Here is a 16,491-nt window from a genome sequence, read left to right as displayed (position 1 = left end):
TGCCTACTTTCCGGCCTTTTTGGCTTTGTCGAGTTCCTTGATGAGCGCGCTGGTGATGTCCAGGCCGTCGGCGATGAAAGCCAAACCGGGGGTGTGCTTGTCAAAGGCGATGGAATAGCCGTTGGCGGTGCAGTAATCCAGCACGACCTTCTCAAGCTTCGCCAGGACCGGCTTGCCCAGCTCGTTCTGCTCGGCCTGAATGGCCTTCTGGTAGACGGAAAAATCCTCGTTCCAATCGCGGCCGCGGCGGCGAAGGTCGGTCACTTTGTCCTGCAGGGTCTTACCCTCGAAGGCGTTGCTGTCGATCTGCATTTTGAGCTTTTCCAGATCTTCCCGCTCCTTCTTGAGCTGAACGCCGCGGGCGTTGAACTTCGCATTGAGTTTTTCGCTGACTTCTTTTCCGTACGCGGACTTCAACATGACTTCCTTGGTGTCGAAGACCGCAATCTTGGTCTCGGCAAAAGCCACGGACTGAAGCAGAAAGACGAAGCAAATGGCGAACAAACTGATTTTTTTCATTGTATGACTCCTTAAACTGATTGATAGCAATGCTGGTTAAAACTGTTGCCCCATGATCAACTCGATAGTGTGCTGCTTCGAGTCGGCCAGGTCGTCAAGGGCATAGGCATAGATGATGCCCACGGGACCGATGGGAGAATACCAGTTGATACCGGCGCCAACGCTCTTGTAGAGGCCGAAGGAAGGCTCCCCGACACCACCGCGTTCAACGGACTCGAACCAATTCTCATTTTCCTTCCAGGAGTTACCCGCATCGAAGAAGCCCAAGGCCACGATGCCGAGTTCCTTGCTGATGGGACGCTTGAACTCCAGATTGGTGTAGAACGCCTTGTCGCCGCCCACCAACGAATTGGAAGACGGTCCTTCCGTCGGCGAAATGCCGTAGTTGGAATAACCGCGAACGGTGTATACGCCGCCGATATCAAACCGCTGAGCGGTAGGAATTTCATCCCCGCCGAAGTTCTTGTGCAGGTAGCCCGCCCAGAATTTTGAATGGAAGACGACCTGCTCGAACACGGGCTGCCACCACTCGTACTCACCGGTATACTTAACGAAGTTATCCGTGCCGCCCAAGGGGCCGCCGCCGAAGGATATGCTCAATGTGGTCTTGGTGCCGGTGGTGGTGTTTTGATAATTATCGCGGGTGTCGCGCGTGACGGAAGCGCTCAAGATAGAGGCAAGATGCGAACCTTCATCGTCCTTGACGTCCTGGGAAGCGTCGTCGGTGACGTCCTTGATCTCATAGGATTCGAGGCCGTAGCTCCAACGAAGCCGGGTGTACTCGCCGATGGGATAGAAGAAGTTCAAATCGCCGCCGGTACCGTCGATGGTGTACTGGTTGTACTCCGTTGAACGGTTATAGGCCTGGACACCGTAACCGAGGTCCGTATCGTTGATGCGCGGATTGGTGAAATGCAGGACGTACTTGGTCGTGGTGCCGCCGATCTGACCGCTGAAGCCCACATCGTAACCTCGGCCGAACAAGTTCTTCTCGGAGATTTCGCCGCCAAAGAAGACGCCGTCATAGGTCGAATATCCTATACCGCCGCTGATCTTTCCGGTGGCCTTGTCCTTGACCTTGACCACCAGGTCCATCTCCTCGGGGTTGCCGGTGGGCACAGGAGCTATGTCGACTTTTTCAAAGAAATCCAGGTTGGTCAGACGCTGACTCGAACGTTTCAACTTGTCGCCGCTGAACTGGTCGCCGTCGGCGAGACGCATCTCGCGAAGAATGACGTTGTCCCGGGTGACCGTGTTGCCCTCGATGAGCACACGCCGGATATGCACGCGCTGGTGTTTGCTGACGTTGTAGACGACGTTGACGACTTTGGTCTCGGGATTGTCATCGAGCTTCACGCCGACATCGGCGTACGCATAGCCGTAATTATTGTAATAATTGGTAAGGGCGGAAACATCATGCTTGAGGATGAGACGGTCGAAATACTCGTCGTTCTCCTTGAGCTGATCGATCTTGGTCACTTGGAGGAGCTTGGACGGATCGTCAATGAGATCGCCAGTAAAGGAGGTCTCGCCCATCTTGTAGCGATCGCCCTCCCACACCTTGTAAATAACGTCGATGCCGTCATCCTTGATATCGACCTCGGGCTGCCCCACCTTGGCGGTCAAAAAACCCTTGGATTGATAAAAAGCCATAATCGCGGCGGCGTCACGTTCAAGAAGCTCCTCTTTCAGCACACCCGAATCATTGATCCAGGAAAGCCAACCGCGTTCCTTGAGGGCGAGAACATCCTTGATTTCATCAGGATCGATCTGCTTGGCGCCGTCGATGACGACATTTTCGATATAAAGCTGCGGCCCTTCGTCTATGACAAAAGTCAGTCGGGCGACTCCGGTGCCAGCATCCTCGATCTCCTGAGTGACGTTGGCCTTGTAGTAGCCTTCCTTGCGGTACATCTCGCGGATGACGCGGATGTCGTCGGACAGGACCTTGGGGTTGACGACGCTACCCTTCTTGGTGGAAACGGCCTCGATGATGTCATCGGTGTCGATTTCCTTGGCCCCGCGCACGCCGATGGCCTGGATGCGCGGTTTTTCCTTAACCACGAAGATGACGTTCTTGCCGTCCTCCGCGTCCTCAACTTTTACTCGAACATCATCAAAATATCCGAGATCGTAGACATTTTTCAGGGCGGTATTGATCGCCTTGCCGGTAATCATGTCGCCCTTCTGCATGGTCATGCGCATAAGGACAACGTCCTTGTCCAGGACCTTGGTGCCTTCCACATCGACCTTGGAAACGATGTCGAGGCGCAGCAGATCCATACGCATACGGTCGACCAGGGCGTCAACCGCGGGCAGAAGATTGATAAGCCCTTTCTTCGTTACGGAAATTTTCTTGCCGGTGTCATCGGCGTAGGCGTCGATCAGTCGGGCATCAATGGCCAGGTCTTCCCCGATCTGATTCAGAACGCCGTAAACGGAAAATTGCGCTTTGGCCAGCAGCGCCAGCTCGCGTGCCTTTTGGGGATCAAGCCGGGCGTACCCCTTCTCGGCGACCAGCCGGGCGACCTCCTTGGGGTCGACAACCTTGAACCCGGCTTCGGTCAACCGGTCCTTCAGCAGTTCGGGAAGACTCTCCTTGAGATAGCTCAAATCCTCCCCCGCGTTGACATCGAAGGGCAGGACGGCGACGGAAACGTCCTGGTTGAGCTTTTCGGCGGCGTGGGCGGCTCCGGAGACAAAGAGGACGAGTGTGGCGACTACCCCCATCGCCAGTCCGCGAACGAAATTACTGAGCATAGAGTTCCCCTGAACGCAGTTCGACGCGCCGATGCATCATCGCTGCGAGTTCCGGATTATGTGTAACGACGACGAAGGTCATACCCAATTCATTATTAAGCGAGGTCAGCAACCGGCCTATCCTGGAACCGTTCTCCTCGTCGAGATTACCCGTCGGCTCGTCGGCGAGGAGGACCTTGGGACGGAGGAGGATGGCTCTTGCTATGGCCGCCCTCTGCCGTTCTCCGCCAGAAAGGGTCGTTACCTTGTGTTCGAGCCTGTGGGCAAGCCCAACCATGTCGAGCGCCTCCTTTGCCATGCGCAACCCTTCGCCGCGCCCCTTCCCGGCAATGAAGGCGGGCATCGCCACATTCTCCAGCGTGGAGAATTCAGGCAGCAGATGATGAAACTGAAACACGAATCCGATTTCCTTGTTCCGCAGTTCCGCCCGTTCCCTGTCCGCCAGCGTGCCGAGGTCGACGCCATTCAAAAAGATCTTTCCGCCGGAAACGGAATCCAATGTGCCGAGCATGTGCAAGAGCGTGGTCTTTCCCGACCCGGACGCCCCTAAAATGGCCAGGGATTCCCCCCTGCGTATTTCAAGGTCGACCCCACGCAGAACACGGACCACTTCGGACGGCCCGTCGAACTCTTTGCTGACATCAATCAGTTGGTATATCGACTCCCTACTCATAACGCAAGGCCTCCGACGGGCTCAGGCCGGCCGCCCGGCGAGCGGGATAAATCGTGGCCACAAAACAGAGCAGGAAGGCGGCTGCGCCGATGGTGAACAGATCCAGCGCCTCCAGCCGGACGGGCAGATAGTCCACGGGGTACACGTTGCTCGGCAGTTTGATGAACTGGTACTCTTTGAGAAGCAGACTGAGGGGCACGCCGATGAGGAAGCCGATGAACGTCCCGGCAAAGCCGATAAACGTCCCCTGAAGCATGAAAATGTTGCGGATGCTCCGTTTGTCGGCCCCGAGAGACATGAGCACGGCAATATCCTTGGTCTTCTGAATGACCAACATGACCAGCGTGGTGACGATGCTGAACGACCCGACCAGGACAATCATGGCGAGAATGATGAACATGGCCGTCTTTTCAAGCTCCAACGCTGCGAAAAGATTGGCGTTCATTTCCTGCCAGTTGCGCACATAGACAGTGAAGGACGAGACCCGCTCGCGGAGGTCGCTGGAAATCTTCTTCACGTTGTAGACGTCGTCCACGCTGATTTCCAGGCCCGAGACCACGTCCCCCTTGAAGCCGAGCAACTGGCGGGCGGCGGGAATGCTGACATATCCCATGGAGGAATCGTATTCGAACATGCCGGTGCGGAAGACGCCCGCCACGACGAAACGGCTAACCTTGGGCGTGAATCCGGCCGAACTGCTCCTGCCCGACGGCGAAAGCAGATTGACCAGCGACCCTTCGGTCAGCCCGAGGCGCTTCGCCAGTTCGGAACCGATGATGATCCCCGGAAAATCCCCGTTGTCCTCAAGGCGGTTCACGTCCCCGCTGACCATATCCTTGGACAGGGACAGGACGGAATCGGAAGTGGACGGGTCGATGCCCCGCAGGACCACGCCCTTGACCCCGGTGCGGGTGGAAAGCATGACCTCAGAATAGACGAAGGGCGTCACCCCAGTGACGCCCGGAACCTTTTTCGCTTCGTCCGCCAGTTCCCGGTACTCGCCGATGCCGCCGCGCAGCGACGTAATCAGAATGTGCGCGTTGACTCCGAGAATCTTGTCGCGCAAATCCGTCGAGAAACCGTTCATCACCCCGATAACCACGATGAGCGCGCCAACGCCTATGGCCACTCCGCAAACCGCGAACAACGATATGACGGAGATGAACGACTGCTTGCGCAGCGCGAACAGGTATCTCAGTGCGACGAATGCCTCAAAACGCATACAGCTCTACCCCGCCTCCGGCCTGAGGAGCGGGAAGAGAATGACCTCGCGGATGGAGGCGCTGTCCGTAAGCAACATGACCAGCCGGTCGATGCCGATGCCCTGACCGGCCGCCGGAGGCATACCGTATTCAAGAGCGCGGACGTAATCTTCATCCATGAAATGGGCCTCTTCGTCTCCGGCCTCCTTTTCCTGGACCTGAATCTCGAATCGACCGCGTTGATCGACGGGATCGTTGAGTTCGGAAAAGGCGTTGGCCAGCTCGCGGCCGGTCATGAACAGCTCGAAACGATCCGTGATGTCGGGATTTTCCTCGTTCCTGCGGGACAGCGGGGAAATATCCGTCGGATAATGATAGATGAAGTGGGGCTGCACAAGCTTGGGCTCGACCAGCAGGTCGAACAGCTTGGCCTGCAGCTTGCCCAGCTTCTCGCCGGTGATGACCTTTTCGCCCTTCTCCTTAACCAACGCGGCACACTTCTCGTAGTCCATGTAGACCTCGGGGGACACCCCGCCGATCTTCTCCAGGGACTCGTGGAAGGGCAACCGGGTCCAGGCGCCCACGGACAGGTCGATCATCTCGCCCTGATACGGGACCACGGTGGAGCCGGTGACCTTCTCGGCGATGCGGGAGAAAATCTCTTCGGTCAAATCCATGAGATCTTCGAAGGTCGCGTACGCCCAGTAGAATTCGAGCATGGTAAACTCGGGATTATGCTGGGTGGAAATACCTTCGTTGCGGAAGTTGCGGTTGATCTCGTAGACGCGCTCGAACCCGCCCACCAAAAGCCGCTTGAGGTAAAGCTCCGGCGCGATTCGCATGTAGAGCTTCATGTCCAGGGCGTTGTGGTAGGTCTCGAAAGGCTTGGCGGTGGCTCCGCCGGGGATGGCCTGCATCATGGGAGTTTCCACTTCCATGAAGCCCTTCTCGTCCAGGATGTTCCTCAGTTCGCGGATGATGGCCGTCCGGGCCTGGAAGATTTCCTTGGTCCGGGGCGTGACGATGAGGTCCACGTAGCGCTGGCGGTACCGCGTCTCGACATCCTTCAACCCGTGGTATTTCTCGGGCAGGGGACGCATGGACTTGGTCACCAACTGAAAATGTTTGGTCTTGATGGTCAGCTCGCCCGTCTTGGTCCTGAACAGGGAGCCGGTCACGCCGACGATGTCGCCTATGTCAGTTTTCTTGAAAAGCTGGTATTCATCGGAACCGAGCTCGTCTCGGGCCGCATAGACCTGAATGCTGCCGCTGCGGTCCTGCATGTGAAAGAACGTGACCTTACCGAAGGAACGATAGGAGACCACGCGTCCGGCAATGGTGAACTGTTCATCCGAACCGTTCAACGCTTCACCGTCCGTCTCCCCGTGCCGATCCCAGATGGATTTGATTTCCGTATCTCTCCGGAAATTGTTGGGGTACAGGTCGATGCCGCTGTCCAGCAGCAGACACGCCTTCTCGACACGCGTCTTGATAACGGAGTTGAGTTCGTCCTTGGCCTGGAGAGCCTCAAGCATGTGCGTGAACCGAGCCGCATTGGGCGACTTGGTTGCCAGCTTAATTTTCTTTGTATTCTTAGTATCTTGTCCCAAAATATTTTTCCTTATCTCCCGCCGAGTCTAGAAAAATACGAGAGACGTTGATTCCGTAAGCCATATAATGAATGGCGTCAAGAAAATGGACTCCTTAGCCTCCGGCAAAACCTTATTTGCATTTTCTTGAAAAAGTCCACTTTTTTACTTGACCCCCCGGAACGATTTGTTTAAACCGTCTCTCGCTTCGACGGAAAAACGTTCCCCAGTAGCTCAATCGGCAGAGCGGGTGACTGTTAATCACTAGGTTCGCGGTTCAAGTCCGTGCTGGGGAGCCAAAGAGAACAAGGCCCTTACGAGAAATCGTAAGGGCTTTTTCTTTGTGTCGCCAGCAGGAAACGCCCGCGACGCCTTGAACCGCCACCCCACCCCCTGTCTCGTCGCCTCTGCACTTATTCGGTTCTCCCCCCTCCCCCCGCGCCATGGAGGCGCACCGGGCGTCTTTCGCCCAGGCGTGTTTTCCATTGGCAATCGCGAACGGCACATCCGCCACATATGCGGCATCCCCACAGGTTCCATGCCCGTCTTTAATGAGACCGCAGATTCCCTTCATCGAAAACGCTCTCCAACAATACATTGAAACGGCCGACAAGGATGCATCCATATCAACCGCGCAGACAACGACGTACCGTTTCCAATACATGGTACGACGCCCCCTCTTCACTCTAGAAAGAAGACAACGCCGGAACTATCTGCAACGTGTCCCCATAAACGAATTCTTGTTTTTGAATGACACTCCGTGTAAAGCTCATATGTGATCTTCAAGCAACGTCCGCCATGGCTGGGAGCAACAGACATGGCGACATGCTTTGTACTGGAATTACAGCATTTTCTTCATATGTCCCTTGTTCTCGCCGACTTCATGGCTGACGGTCCCTGCTGTTGCAGGCGCAAAGAAAGGACATGGCATGGTAGAAAGTTACCTCGCAAACAAGCTGCCGATCCAGCATCCGGGTCTCACCAATTTACTCCTGTTGCTTGGACTTGTGGCCCTGGGAGCCGCCACCTCCCGCCGGTCCGAACCATCCGAGCCTCTGAGTATGCCGCAAACGCAGCAGGTTCGCGGCTGCATCATCCTGCTTATCGTCATTGGTCATCTATGGACCCACGTGTCCTTCGCCCGGCCATGGCCGAATTTGGCCGGAGACAGCGTCGCGGCATTCTTGTTCATGTCGGGATACGGGGTGATGCTGTCCTACATGAACAAACGGCCCTCGCCCGCCACCTTCCTCAAAAAACGTTTTCTCCGCATACTGGCGCCGTATTGGCTGGCGACGCTGCTTTTTTTCACCCTGGACAAGATGTTTCTCGGAAACACGCTCGGAATGCGGGACGCCGTGCTGACTCTGGCCGGAATCAATCTGAACGAAGCAACCCGACTTTTCGATTTCACGCGTTGGTACGTGACCTTCCAACTGTTCTGGTACATGGCTTTCATCGCCGTATTCACCGTCCTCCCCATCAAGCGGGGAGCCCTGGTTCTCACTGCGGCGGCTCCGCTTCTCTTCCTGGCGGATTATTACTTCATTCACGTCGACTGGGCGAAATATCTGGCATTTCCAGCCGGTTGCCTGGCCGGTCTATACCGCAAGCCCATCGTCGACTTCATCCGACGACGCCCAACCACAACAATGGGGGCGGCCATGTCGTCCTTGACGGTATTTCTAATGATCAAGTACTCGCTTTACAGCGGCCAGATAGAATGGCTGCCCTCGGTCGCTAAAATCGGGATGCGGGAAATCAACGGACTGCTGTGGACAATTTTCCTGCTGTCGACCTTCGCTCTATTGGGACAGGTTGGAATCAACAGCAAGGCATATTGGTGCGCGGGCGCGATTTCCTATGAACTGTACCTGCTGCACGGCCCCTTCCTGATAAAATACAATCCCGTGTTTTTCCTGACGACCGAATACGGTGTCCCCCTGTCCGTCAGCTTCGCCCTGCTCCTGGTCCTGCTTGCGGGGCTCGCCACGATTCTGAAAAAAACAGGAGTTCGACTTGGCCGTTAAGCAAAAACTCATCCTCCTGCTCATCGCCATCCTGCTTCCGGCGAACATGTGGGTAGGAGGCAAGCTCCTGAAACGGCTCTATCCGCCCGTCCCGGCCGAACCGAAAAGCCCGGCGTACGAAGCGCGGGCGAACATGCTCGCGGAACTTGCCAAACAGCTTGATGCGGAAGTGGTCTTTGCCGGTGACAGCCTGACCTTCTTTTGCCCCCTGAACGATTTTTTCCCGGGCAAAAACGTGCAAAATTGCGGAATACTCTCGGACACGTCCACCGGTTTGGTCAAACGATGGGACGCCACGGTGACATCGTTCAATCCGCGACACGTCTTCATACTGATCGGAATCAACGACATCCTGTCGGAGTCGGATACGGACATCGCGTCCGAGCTTGAACCCATTCTCCAAAAGACGCCCCCCGGATCGATTTACCTGCAAAGCATCCTGCCCGTCGCGGGCAAACCGGCGAAACTCATCCCCCGCATCCGTTCCGTCAACAAGGAACTCGCCAGGACGGCGAAGGAAAACGGGCAATTCTTCCTTGATATCCACTCCGCGCTGGCCGGGCCGGACGGCAAGCTCAAGGCGGAGTATACCTATGACGGCATTCATTTGACCTATTCGGGATACCAGGCCTGGAAATCCGCCATCTTGAAGGAACTGAACACCCTGCGCCGTCCGCAATCAACCGTCCCCGAGTCCGGCGGTGCCGCCGAAAGCCCTCTCTGACGGGGCCGTAAACACCCGTCCGCTCCCGTACAGCCGACTACGGGAAACAGGAATGACCATGGCCCTTGCGCGCAATCGTGAGGGCTTTTTCTCGCCGTACACGACTTCCTCATTCCCCCCGGCTCAGTCCAACCCTTTATATTGTTTATCCCGCCGACGAATTATAATCACGTTGCCGATATTTATCTGATAACTACGCATAACACATCGAACAATCACGCCTAGAGCGGTGAGTTTTCACGTGTTGACGCAGGAGGGAAGGATGAGTCTGAGATTGAAGCTCTATTCGGCCATCGGACTTCTACTGGCCGTGGGCCTGGGAATGTTCGTGGCGACCGCCGTCATCACCTCGGCTCAGGAGAGCGATGGCTTGGTCATCAACCTGGTGGGCCGCCAGCGTATGCTCAGCCAAAAAATGGCCAAGGAGGCCCTGCTCTATCTCGAAGATCGGCGGACGGGCAACGACGGCATCGAACTGCGGAAGCAGGTGGAGACGACCTCCCGGCTGTTCAGGGATACCCTGACCGCACTGACCTACTCCGGGCCCGCCCCGGTGACCGCCAACCCCGACGGGCCGAAACGGGACCTGCCCGCCCCTTCCGAATCCGTAAAAACGCAATTGCTCAAGGTGAGACAACTCTGGGGACCATATGACGCAGCCCTCGGCGACATCCTTGAAAAGCAGACCCTGGACAACGATTTCAACAAGAAATGCCTGGCCGTCCTGGTCAACATGAACGAAGCCGTAACCATGATGCAGGCGGAATCCGAAAGCCGGGTCGACGTTCTGCTGGCCACCCAGGTCGCGGGTATAGCCATCATGATCCTGACCACTCTGGTCAGCTTCCTGACCATCCAGCGCAAGCTGGTCAGGCCCCTGCACACATTCAGTTCAACCATGGACACCATCTGCCGGGGAGACCTGACCCAAGTATACGACAACCGGCAGAAGGATGAAATCGGCATGGTCGCGCGCACGCTCGGCACCATGGAGGAAAAACTCAAAACCGTGGTAAGCCGCGCCAAGGCGTCGACCGTGAATATGGCGGACCGCAGCGCGGACCTCAACGAAATGGCCGCCGATCTGGCGCGGAGCGCCACCAGCCAAGCCGCTTCCGTGGGAGAGATAGCCTCCCTCATGGAAGGAATGCGTTCGACCATTTCGACCACGGCGGGCAATTCGAGGGAAACCCACCAACTGGCCGTAAAGGCGGCCGAGGACGCCCGCAAGAGCGGTGAGTCCGTGGGCACGGCCCTGGAAGCCATCACCACCATCGCGGGCAAGATCACGGTCATCGAGGAAATCGCGAGGCAGACCAACCTCCTGGCCCTGAACGCGGCCATCGAGGCGGCGCGCGCAGGCGAACACGGCAAGGGATTCGCCGTGGTGGCCTCCGAAGTCCGCAAGCTCGCCGAACGGAGCGGGCAGGCGGCCAAGGAGATCAGCGAATTGTCATCGAACACCCTGGGCATATCCAACGAAGCCGGGGAGCTGTTGCAGCTCCTGGTTCCCGACATAGAAAAAACTGCGAACATGATTGAGGAAATCAACGCTTCCAGCGCCGAACAGCAGCGCGACGCCGAGATGGTCGGCCGATCCGTGCGGGACCTGGACCGGGGCATCGGCGAAACCGCCCACATGGCCCGCGATCTTTCCGCGACCACCGAGGAACTGTCCGGCGAGGCGAACCTTCTCCGCAGCGAACTGCACTTCTTCAAGACCGGGGAGGAGACGCGGGTTACACCGCCCCGAAAGGCGAAACCCCAGCCGGAATATCTGCCCCCGCCGAAACCGGCCCGAAGCCTTGCCGCGACAACCGGTTCCAAACCGGCAAAACGGTTTCGCAGCGATTTCCTGACGTCCGGGGACGACAAGCCGCTCATAGTCTGGGACGACAGCATCGCGACAGGCATCGACCTCATCGACGACCAGCACAAGGAGTTGGTCAAGCTCATCAACAGGCTGAACAGCGCCATGCTCCAGGGCAAGGGCAAAGCCATGATCGGCGAGACGCTGGAGGAACTGCGGCGCTACACCTCATTCCATTTCAATCAGGAAGAGACCCTGTTCGAAAAATACGGCTACTCCGAAACGGAGGAACACAAATCCGTCCACGGGAAACTGCTCGGACAGGTCTCGGAATTCATCGACAAGTTCGATTCGGGACAGACGGGCATGAGCCGCGACCTGTTTTATTTCCTTAAAGACTGGCTGGTAAACCACATACAGGGCGTGGACAAGCGGTATGTCCCCCACCTCAAGGAAGCTCTGAAAAACGACTATTAACCCATCCTCCTCCCTGGGCTCCGGATCGCCCGAGGTGATCCGGGGCCCCCAACCGCGCCGCCGAAACATGTTTACAACGCGCCTCCGGCAAACTATGAGTGCAATATCCATTAGTTGCAAGGAGCCAGATACCGTTGCCGATTTTTCCTCTCCTAGCCGGTCTTTTCGGCGGCCTCGGCCTCTTTCTGCTGGGTATGCGCCTCATGACGACGGGTATGCGCAACGCCGCGGGCAACGCATTGCGCAGCCTGCTCGGCAAGTGGACCAGGACGCCCCTGCACGGGCTTTTCACAGGGTGCGCCATCACCGCCCTGGTCCAATCCTCCAGTGCCGTCACCGTGGCCGTTATAGGCTTCGTCAACGCAGGCCTTTTGTCCCTGCCCCAGTCCGTGGGCGTAATATTCGGTTCCAACATCGGCACCACGGCCACCAGTTGGATAGTCGCAGCCGTGGGTGTCAGCGTGAACGTCAAGGCCCTGGCACTGCCCATGGTCGGCCTGGGCGCATTGCTGCGTCTGACGGGCAGCCGCACGCGGCGCAAATATTTCGGCGACGCCCTGACCGGATTCGGCATATTCTTCCTGGGGATTGAGACCCTTCAGGGCACTTTCCAACACCTCGAACAGGTGGTCGACCTCTCGGCCTACAACATCGGCGGCATCGCGGGCGTCGCCCTCTTCGCGGCCGTCGGCGCGATACTGACCCTGCTCATGCAAAGCTCCAGCGCGGCCATGGCCCTGGTCCTCACTGCCGCCATGTCCGGGGTCATCACGCTGGAAAGCGCGGCCGCGGCGACCATCGGCACCAATATCGGGACCACTTCCACCGCCCTGCTTTCCGTGATCGGAGCCACCTACAACGCCAAGAAGGTGGCGGCGGCGCATATTCTCTTCAACCTCGGCACGGGATTCGTCGCCCTGCTGGGCATACCGGTACTGCTCAAGGGCGCGGCCATGCTTGCCGTCCTTGGGCCGGATTTCGACATAGCCACAACCCTGGCCCTGTTCCACACGGCCTTCAATCTGCTCGGCGTGGCCATGTTCCTGCCGATCACCAACCGGCTCACGGCGTTCCTGGACCGCCACATCGGCCGGGAAGAAGCCGAGATGGGCAAACCGAAATACCTGGACGACACCGCGCTGCAGGCCCCGGGCCTGGCCATGGACGCCCTGTTCATGGAGTTGGGCAGACTCGGCGACATGACCCGAGACATTTGCCGTAAGGGGCTGGCCTCCAAATTCCGTCCCGGCGATTTTCTCAAGGACCGGGCCGCCGTGGAAACATTGATCGCCGCCATCCGCGCATACTGCATCAAGCTCCAGCCGTTGGAGTTGTCCGACAACGCGGCCCTGCGGATGCCCTCGGCCTTGCGGGTCATTCAATATTACGCCAAGGCGTTGAACATCGTCGCCGAAATATATCAACAGTACGCGGAGTTGGATCACCAGTTGCCCGGAGCCTACGCCGAGACCGCAAGGGCCTTTCGCCGGGAGGTGCGCCGCATACTCGACGCGGCCCGCACGCCGTGCGCCCCGGAGTTCGCGGAACTTGCGAAAATGATGTACGGCATCGAAGAGCTCTATCACGAGCTGAAAGAGGCATTGCTCAAAGCGGGCGCTCAGGGTAGCCTTGAGCTCGACAGGATGGTTGCCCTGCTGGAATTCTATTCCCATGTGCGCGTCATGTGCGAACAGGCCGTAAAGGGAACCACCTACTGGTCGAGGCTGCGGGACATCGAGCTGACCTGCGCCAACGCCGACGCGGACAACGAGTACGCCTGGAAACACGAAGGATAACCCATATATTCCCTGCCGGGAGGCATGGTCATGAAACAGAACCGGACCGCCCTCATACTGATCGTCTGCGCCGCGCTGCTCGCCGCCGGCGCCCTTCTCATGCTGAACCGGACAAAGGAGGACCCGTCCTCCGTCCGTGTCGAAGTGACCCAACCCGCCGAGCCGCCCGCAAAGGCGCCCGACTGGGTGGACAAGGGACAGGAGGCCAAGCCGGACTACTCCGCCGCGACGGCCGAGCCTGAAACCACGGCCCCGGCCACGGCTCCGAAAGCCGCCCAGGCTCCCGAGGAACCGCAGACCATCGAGGTCACGGAAGACAAGATGGTCACCTTTTCCTTCGTCGAGTCCCTGACGGACTTCCTGCTGCAACGATTTCAGCCCAGAAATGCCAACGGCAAGCCCGATTCCCTGGCTTCCGCCGTTGCCCTGAACAAATACTACGGACGCGAGCTGGACGGCTTCGCCGTTTCCGGCAACGACATCGGGGCTTCGCGCAAGGCGGTTTACGACTATGTCTTCGCCCCCGGAATGCTCAAGACCTTGTATGAAATCTACGCCCCGGCTTTCATGGTCCATCTGGTGGACACCGCAGCCACCGCAGAACGCAACTACGTGGTCGGCGAAGCGACCGAGACGCGCACGCTGACCACCGACGAGATCAAGGTCATGCTCAGGCTCAATGCGCAACGCATTGAGCGCACCGCCGACGTGTTCCACGCCTTTGCCGACGATCCGTCCATCGTCGAGACGGCCGGGAAGTACCGCCGCGCAGCCAAGGCCGTGGAACGGGCCAACGGCCAGTTGCAGGCCGCCATGGCCGAGGGCAAGGACTCCGGCGAGGCCAGCGACCGCCTCAAGCAGGCTATCCTCTTCCGGGAGCGGACCAGGGCCGAAGTTGTCGAACAGCTCAAGAAAGTCTGCCAGCCCTGCCCCGAATCAGAGCTTTTCTACCTTTCGCAGTGGGCCTACCGGCGCACCCTGGGCCAGTCCGAGGAGAAGCTGAAGGCCTTCGGCGCGGCGGCCGACATCATGGACGATCTGGCCTCGCGCTTCCGGGCCAAGGCGGAAGAACTCAAATAAGTGCTCATATGTTGCATTGAATCCCCTTAGTGCTTATCCTGTCGGCAGCAAGAAGAGAATCCACCAAGGAGCCGATCTATGTACTTCAAACAAATCACCACACCCGGACTCGGTTGTTTTTCCTATGTCATAGGCTGCCCGGCCGCTGGCGAAATGGTCGTCGTGGACCCCAAACGCGATGTGCAGGATTATCTGGATATCTCCCGCGAGGAGGGCATGAAGATCGTCCACGCCATCGACACCCATGTTCATGCCGACCACGTATCGGGCGCGCAGGAACTCAAGTCCCAGACCGGCTGCGACATCATGGTCTACGAGACCTCGCCGGTTACCTATAACTTCACCCCCTTGGCCGAAGGCGATCAACTGACCGTCGGCAACGCCAAGCTCGAAGTCCTGCATACCCCCGGCCACACCCCGGACGCCCTGTCACTACTGGTCACCGACACCACGCGCGGAACCGAGCCCTGGATGCTGCTCACCGGCGACGTGCTCTTTGTCAACGACATCGGCCGCCCCGACCTGGTGGGCGGAGCCAAGCTCGACGAGCAGGTCCAAAACCTGTGGAACACCCTGTATGTCAAGTTCGCGAAGTTCCCCGACAGCCTGGAAGTCTTCCCGGCGCACGGCGCGGGCTCCCTGTGCGGACGCGGCATGTCCTCCAAGCCGAGCTCCACGCTGGGCTTCGAACGGCGGCACAACCCCATGCTTGGCTTCGACAAATTCGAGGAATTCCACCTGGCCATGAGCCAGAACTTCCCGGCCCGGCCCAAGTCCTTCACCCACATCATCTCCACCAACGCGAACGGCGCGCCCCTCCTGGAACGGTGCCCGCTCGACCTGGCCATGAACCCGTACAAATTCGAGGAGAAGATGCTGGACGGCGCAGTGGTCATCGATGTGCGCGACGCCGCGGCGTTCGCCGGATATCATATCCCCGGCTCCCTCAACATCGGCTTCGAGCCGAGCCTGGCCAACTGGGTCGGCATGACCGTGGAGCCCGACGCCGACATCCTCCTGGTGGTGGACACCCGCGAGGACTACGACAGAATGCGCACGGAGCTGCACCGCATCGGCTACGACCGCATCTTCGGCTACCTGTCCGGCGGCATCCAGGCCTGGGTCTACTCCGGACGCCCGGTGGACTCCCTGGCCATCGACTCCGCCCAGGTCCTCCAGAACATTCAGGAGGAAGGCAAGCCGATCAGCCTCATAGACGTGCGGACCCCCGCCGAATGGCAAGGCGGCCACATCCCGGGCGCCAAGCACCTCCCTCTGGTCGACATCCTCGAAGGCAAGGTCGATCTCGACGAGAACGCGCATCATCTGCTTTACTGCGCGGCGGGCTATCGCGCCAACATCGCGGCGTCCTACCTGCAAAAGCATGGCTATTGGGACGTGCGCAGCCTTGCGGGCGGATACCTCGCATGGAGCCGCGCGGGCTTCCAGACCGAAAAATAATTCCCGCATCGAAAAACCGCTAGCGACACACGAACGGCCCCGATTTTCCGGGGCCGTTTCCTTTTTTCACGCCGCCCGCCTTCACCGCTCGCGATCTATCCGCCTGCAAACACAACTGATCGCGAATGCACGACCAATAGTGTAAAATGTATCACAAAACTGTACTTCAACCGTTCACCCGGCAATATATTCGGTAAACGGTTTCGATCTGTCGGGGAACGGAGGGTAAATGACTTGACCAGAAGCCCGGAAATCGCGACACAAATAAGATGGATTGCATTTAATTCGCATGATCCGGTCCGCACGGACCGTACGGGATTCGACCGTCGAACCCCATATGACCCAGGCAGACACAGGTCCAATCAAACCA

General features: G+C 58.3%; 11 protein-coding genes and 1 tRNA gene. 7 read left to right on the top strand and 5 right to left on the bottom strand.

Features of this window, described 5'->3' with window-relative positions; genetic code table 11:
• Positions 1–3: 3 nt before the first annotated feature.
• Genes PSN43_RS13945 through lysS form a run of 5 tightly spaced genes read right to left on the bottom strand, consistent with a single transcriptional unit; the run spans position 4 to position 6,689 of the window.
• Positions 4–519, bottom strand: a complete 516-nt coding sequence (locus PSN43_RS13945) for an OmpH family outer membrane protein (RefSeq protein WP_272701343.1) — start codon at positions 517–519, stop codon at positions 4–6.
• 36 nt (positions 520–555) lie between these two features.
• Positions 556–3,279, bottom strand: a complete 2,724-nt coding sequence (gene bamA, locus PSN43_RS13940) for an outer membrane protein assembly factor BamA (protein ID WP_272701342.1) — start codon at positions 3,277–3,279, stop codon at positions 556–558.
• Positions 3,269–3,952, bottom strand: coding sequence for an ABC transporter ATP-binding protein (locus tag PSN43_RS13935; RefSeq protein ID WP_272701341.1), 684 nt, complete (start codon positions 3,950–3,952; stop codon positions 3,269–3,271). The genes bamA and PSN43_RS13935 overlap by 11 nt, the downstream gene beginning before the upstream one ends.
• A complete protein-coding gene (locus PSN43_RS13930) occupies positions 3,945–5,174 on the bottom strand; it encodes a lipoprotein-releasing ABC transporter permease subunit (RefSeq protein WP_272701340.1) in 1,230 nt (409 codons plus the stop codon). The genes PSN43_RS13935 and PSN43_RS13930 overlap by 8 nt, the downstream gene beginning before the upstream one ends.
• A gap of 6 nt (positions 5,175–5,180) precedes the next feature.
• Positions 5,181–6,689, bottom strand: a complete 1,509-nt coding sequence (gene lysS / locus PSN43_RS13925; protein ID WP_272701339.1) for a lysine--tRNA ligase — start codon at positions 6,687–6,689, stop codon at positions 5,181–5,183.
• A gap of 277 nt (positions 6,690–6,966) precedes the next feature.
• Here lysS and PSN43_RS13920 point away from each other — a divergent pair.
• From PSN43_RS13920 to PSN43_RS13890, 7 genes are all read left to right on the top strand, one after another.
• A tRNA-Asn gene (locus PSN43_RS13920) sits at positions 6,967–7,042 on the top strand.
• Between the two features lie 567 nt (positions 7,043–7,609).
• Positions 7,610–8,773, top strand: coding sequence for an acyltransferase family protein (locus tag PSN43_RS13915; RefSeq protein ID WP_272701338.1), 1,164 nt, complete (start codon positions 7,610–7,612; stop codon positions 8,771–8,773).
• Entirely contained in the window at positions 8,763–9,497 is a 735-nt protein-coding gene (locus PSN43_RS13910) for a GDSL-type esterase/lipase family protein (protein WP_272701337.1), read from the top strand. The genes PSN43_RS13915 and PSN43_RS13910 overlap by 11 nt, the downstream gene beginning before the upstream one ends.
• Before the next feature lie 262 nt (positions 9,498–9,759).
• Entirely contained in the window at positions 9,760–11,784 is a 2,025-nt protein-coding gene (locus PSN43_RS13905) for a bacteriohemerythrin (protein WP_272701336.1), read from the top strand.
• A 134-nt stretch (positions 11,785–11,918) separates the two neighbouring features.
• Complete coding sequence (locus PSN43_RS13900) at positions 11,919–13,580, top strand: Na/Pi cotransporter family protein (RefSeq protein ID WP_272701335.1); 1,662 nt, start codon at positions 11,919–11,921, stop codon at positions 13,578–13,580.
• A 30-nt stretch (positions 13,581–13,610) separates the two neighbouring features.
• Positions 13,611–14,660 (top strand): hypothetical protein, encoded by a 1,050-nt coding sequence (locus tag PSN43_RS13895; protein ID WP_272701334.1) that lies wholly within the window; start codon positions 13,611–13,613, stop codon positions 14,658–14,660.
• A 78-nt stretch (positions 14,661–14,738) separates the two neighbouring features.
• Complete coding sequence (locus PSN43_RS13890; protein ID WP_272701333.1) at positions 14,739–16,121, top strand: MBL fold metallo-hydrolase; 1,383 nt, start codon at positions 14,739–14,741, stop codon at positions 16,119–16,121.
• Positions 16,122–16,491 lie beyond the last annotated feature (370 nt).

The sequence above is a fragment of the Desulfovibrio sp. Fe33 genome (assembly GCF_028532725.1).
Lineage (GTDB): Bacteria > Desulfobacterota > Desulfovibrionia > Desulfovibrionales > Desulfovibrionaceae > Pseudodesulfovibrio.
Note: the sequence above shows the minus strand (reverse complement) of the source record. Positions and strands in the feature narration are given on the sequence as shown.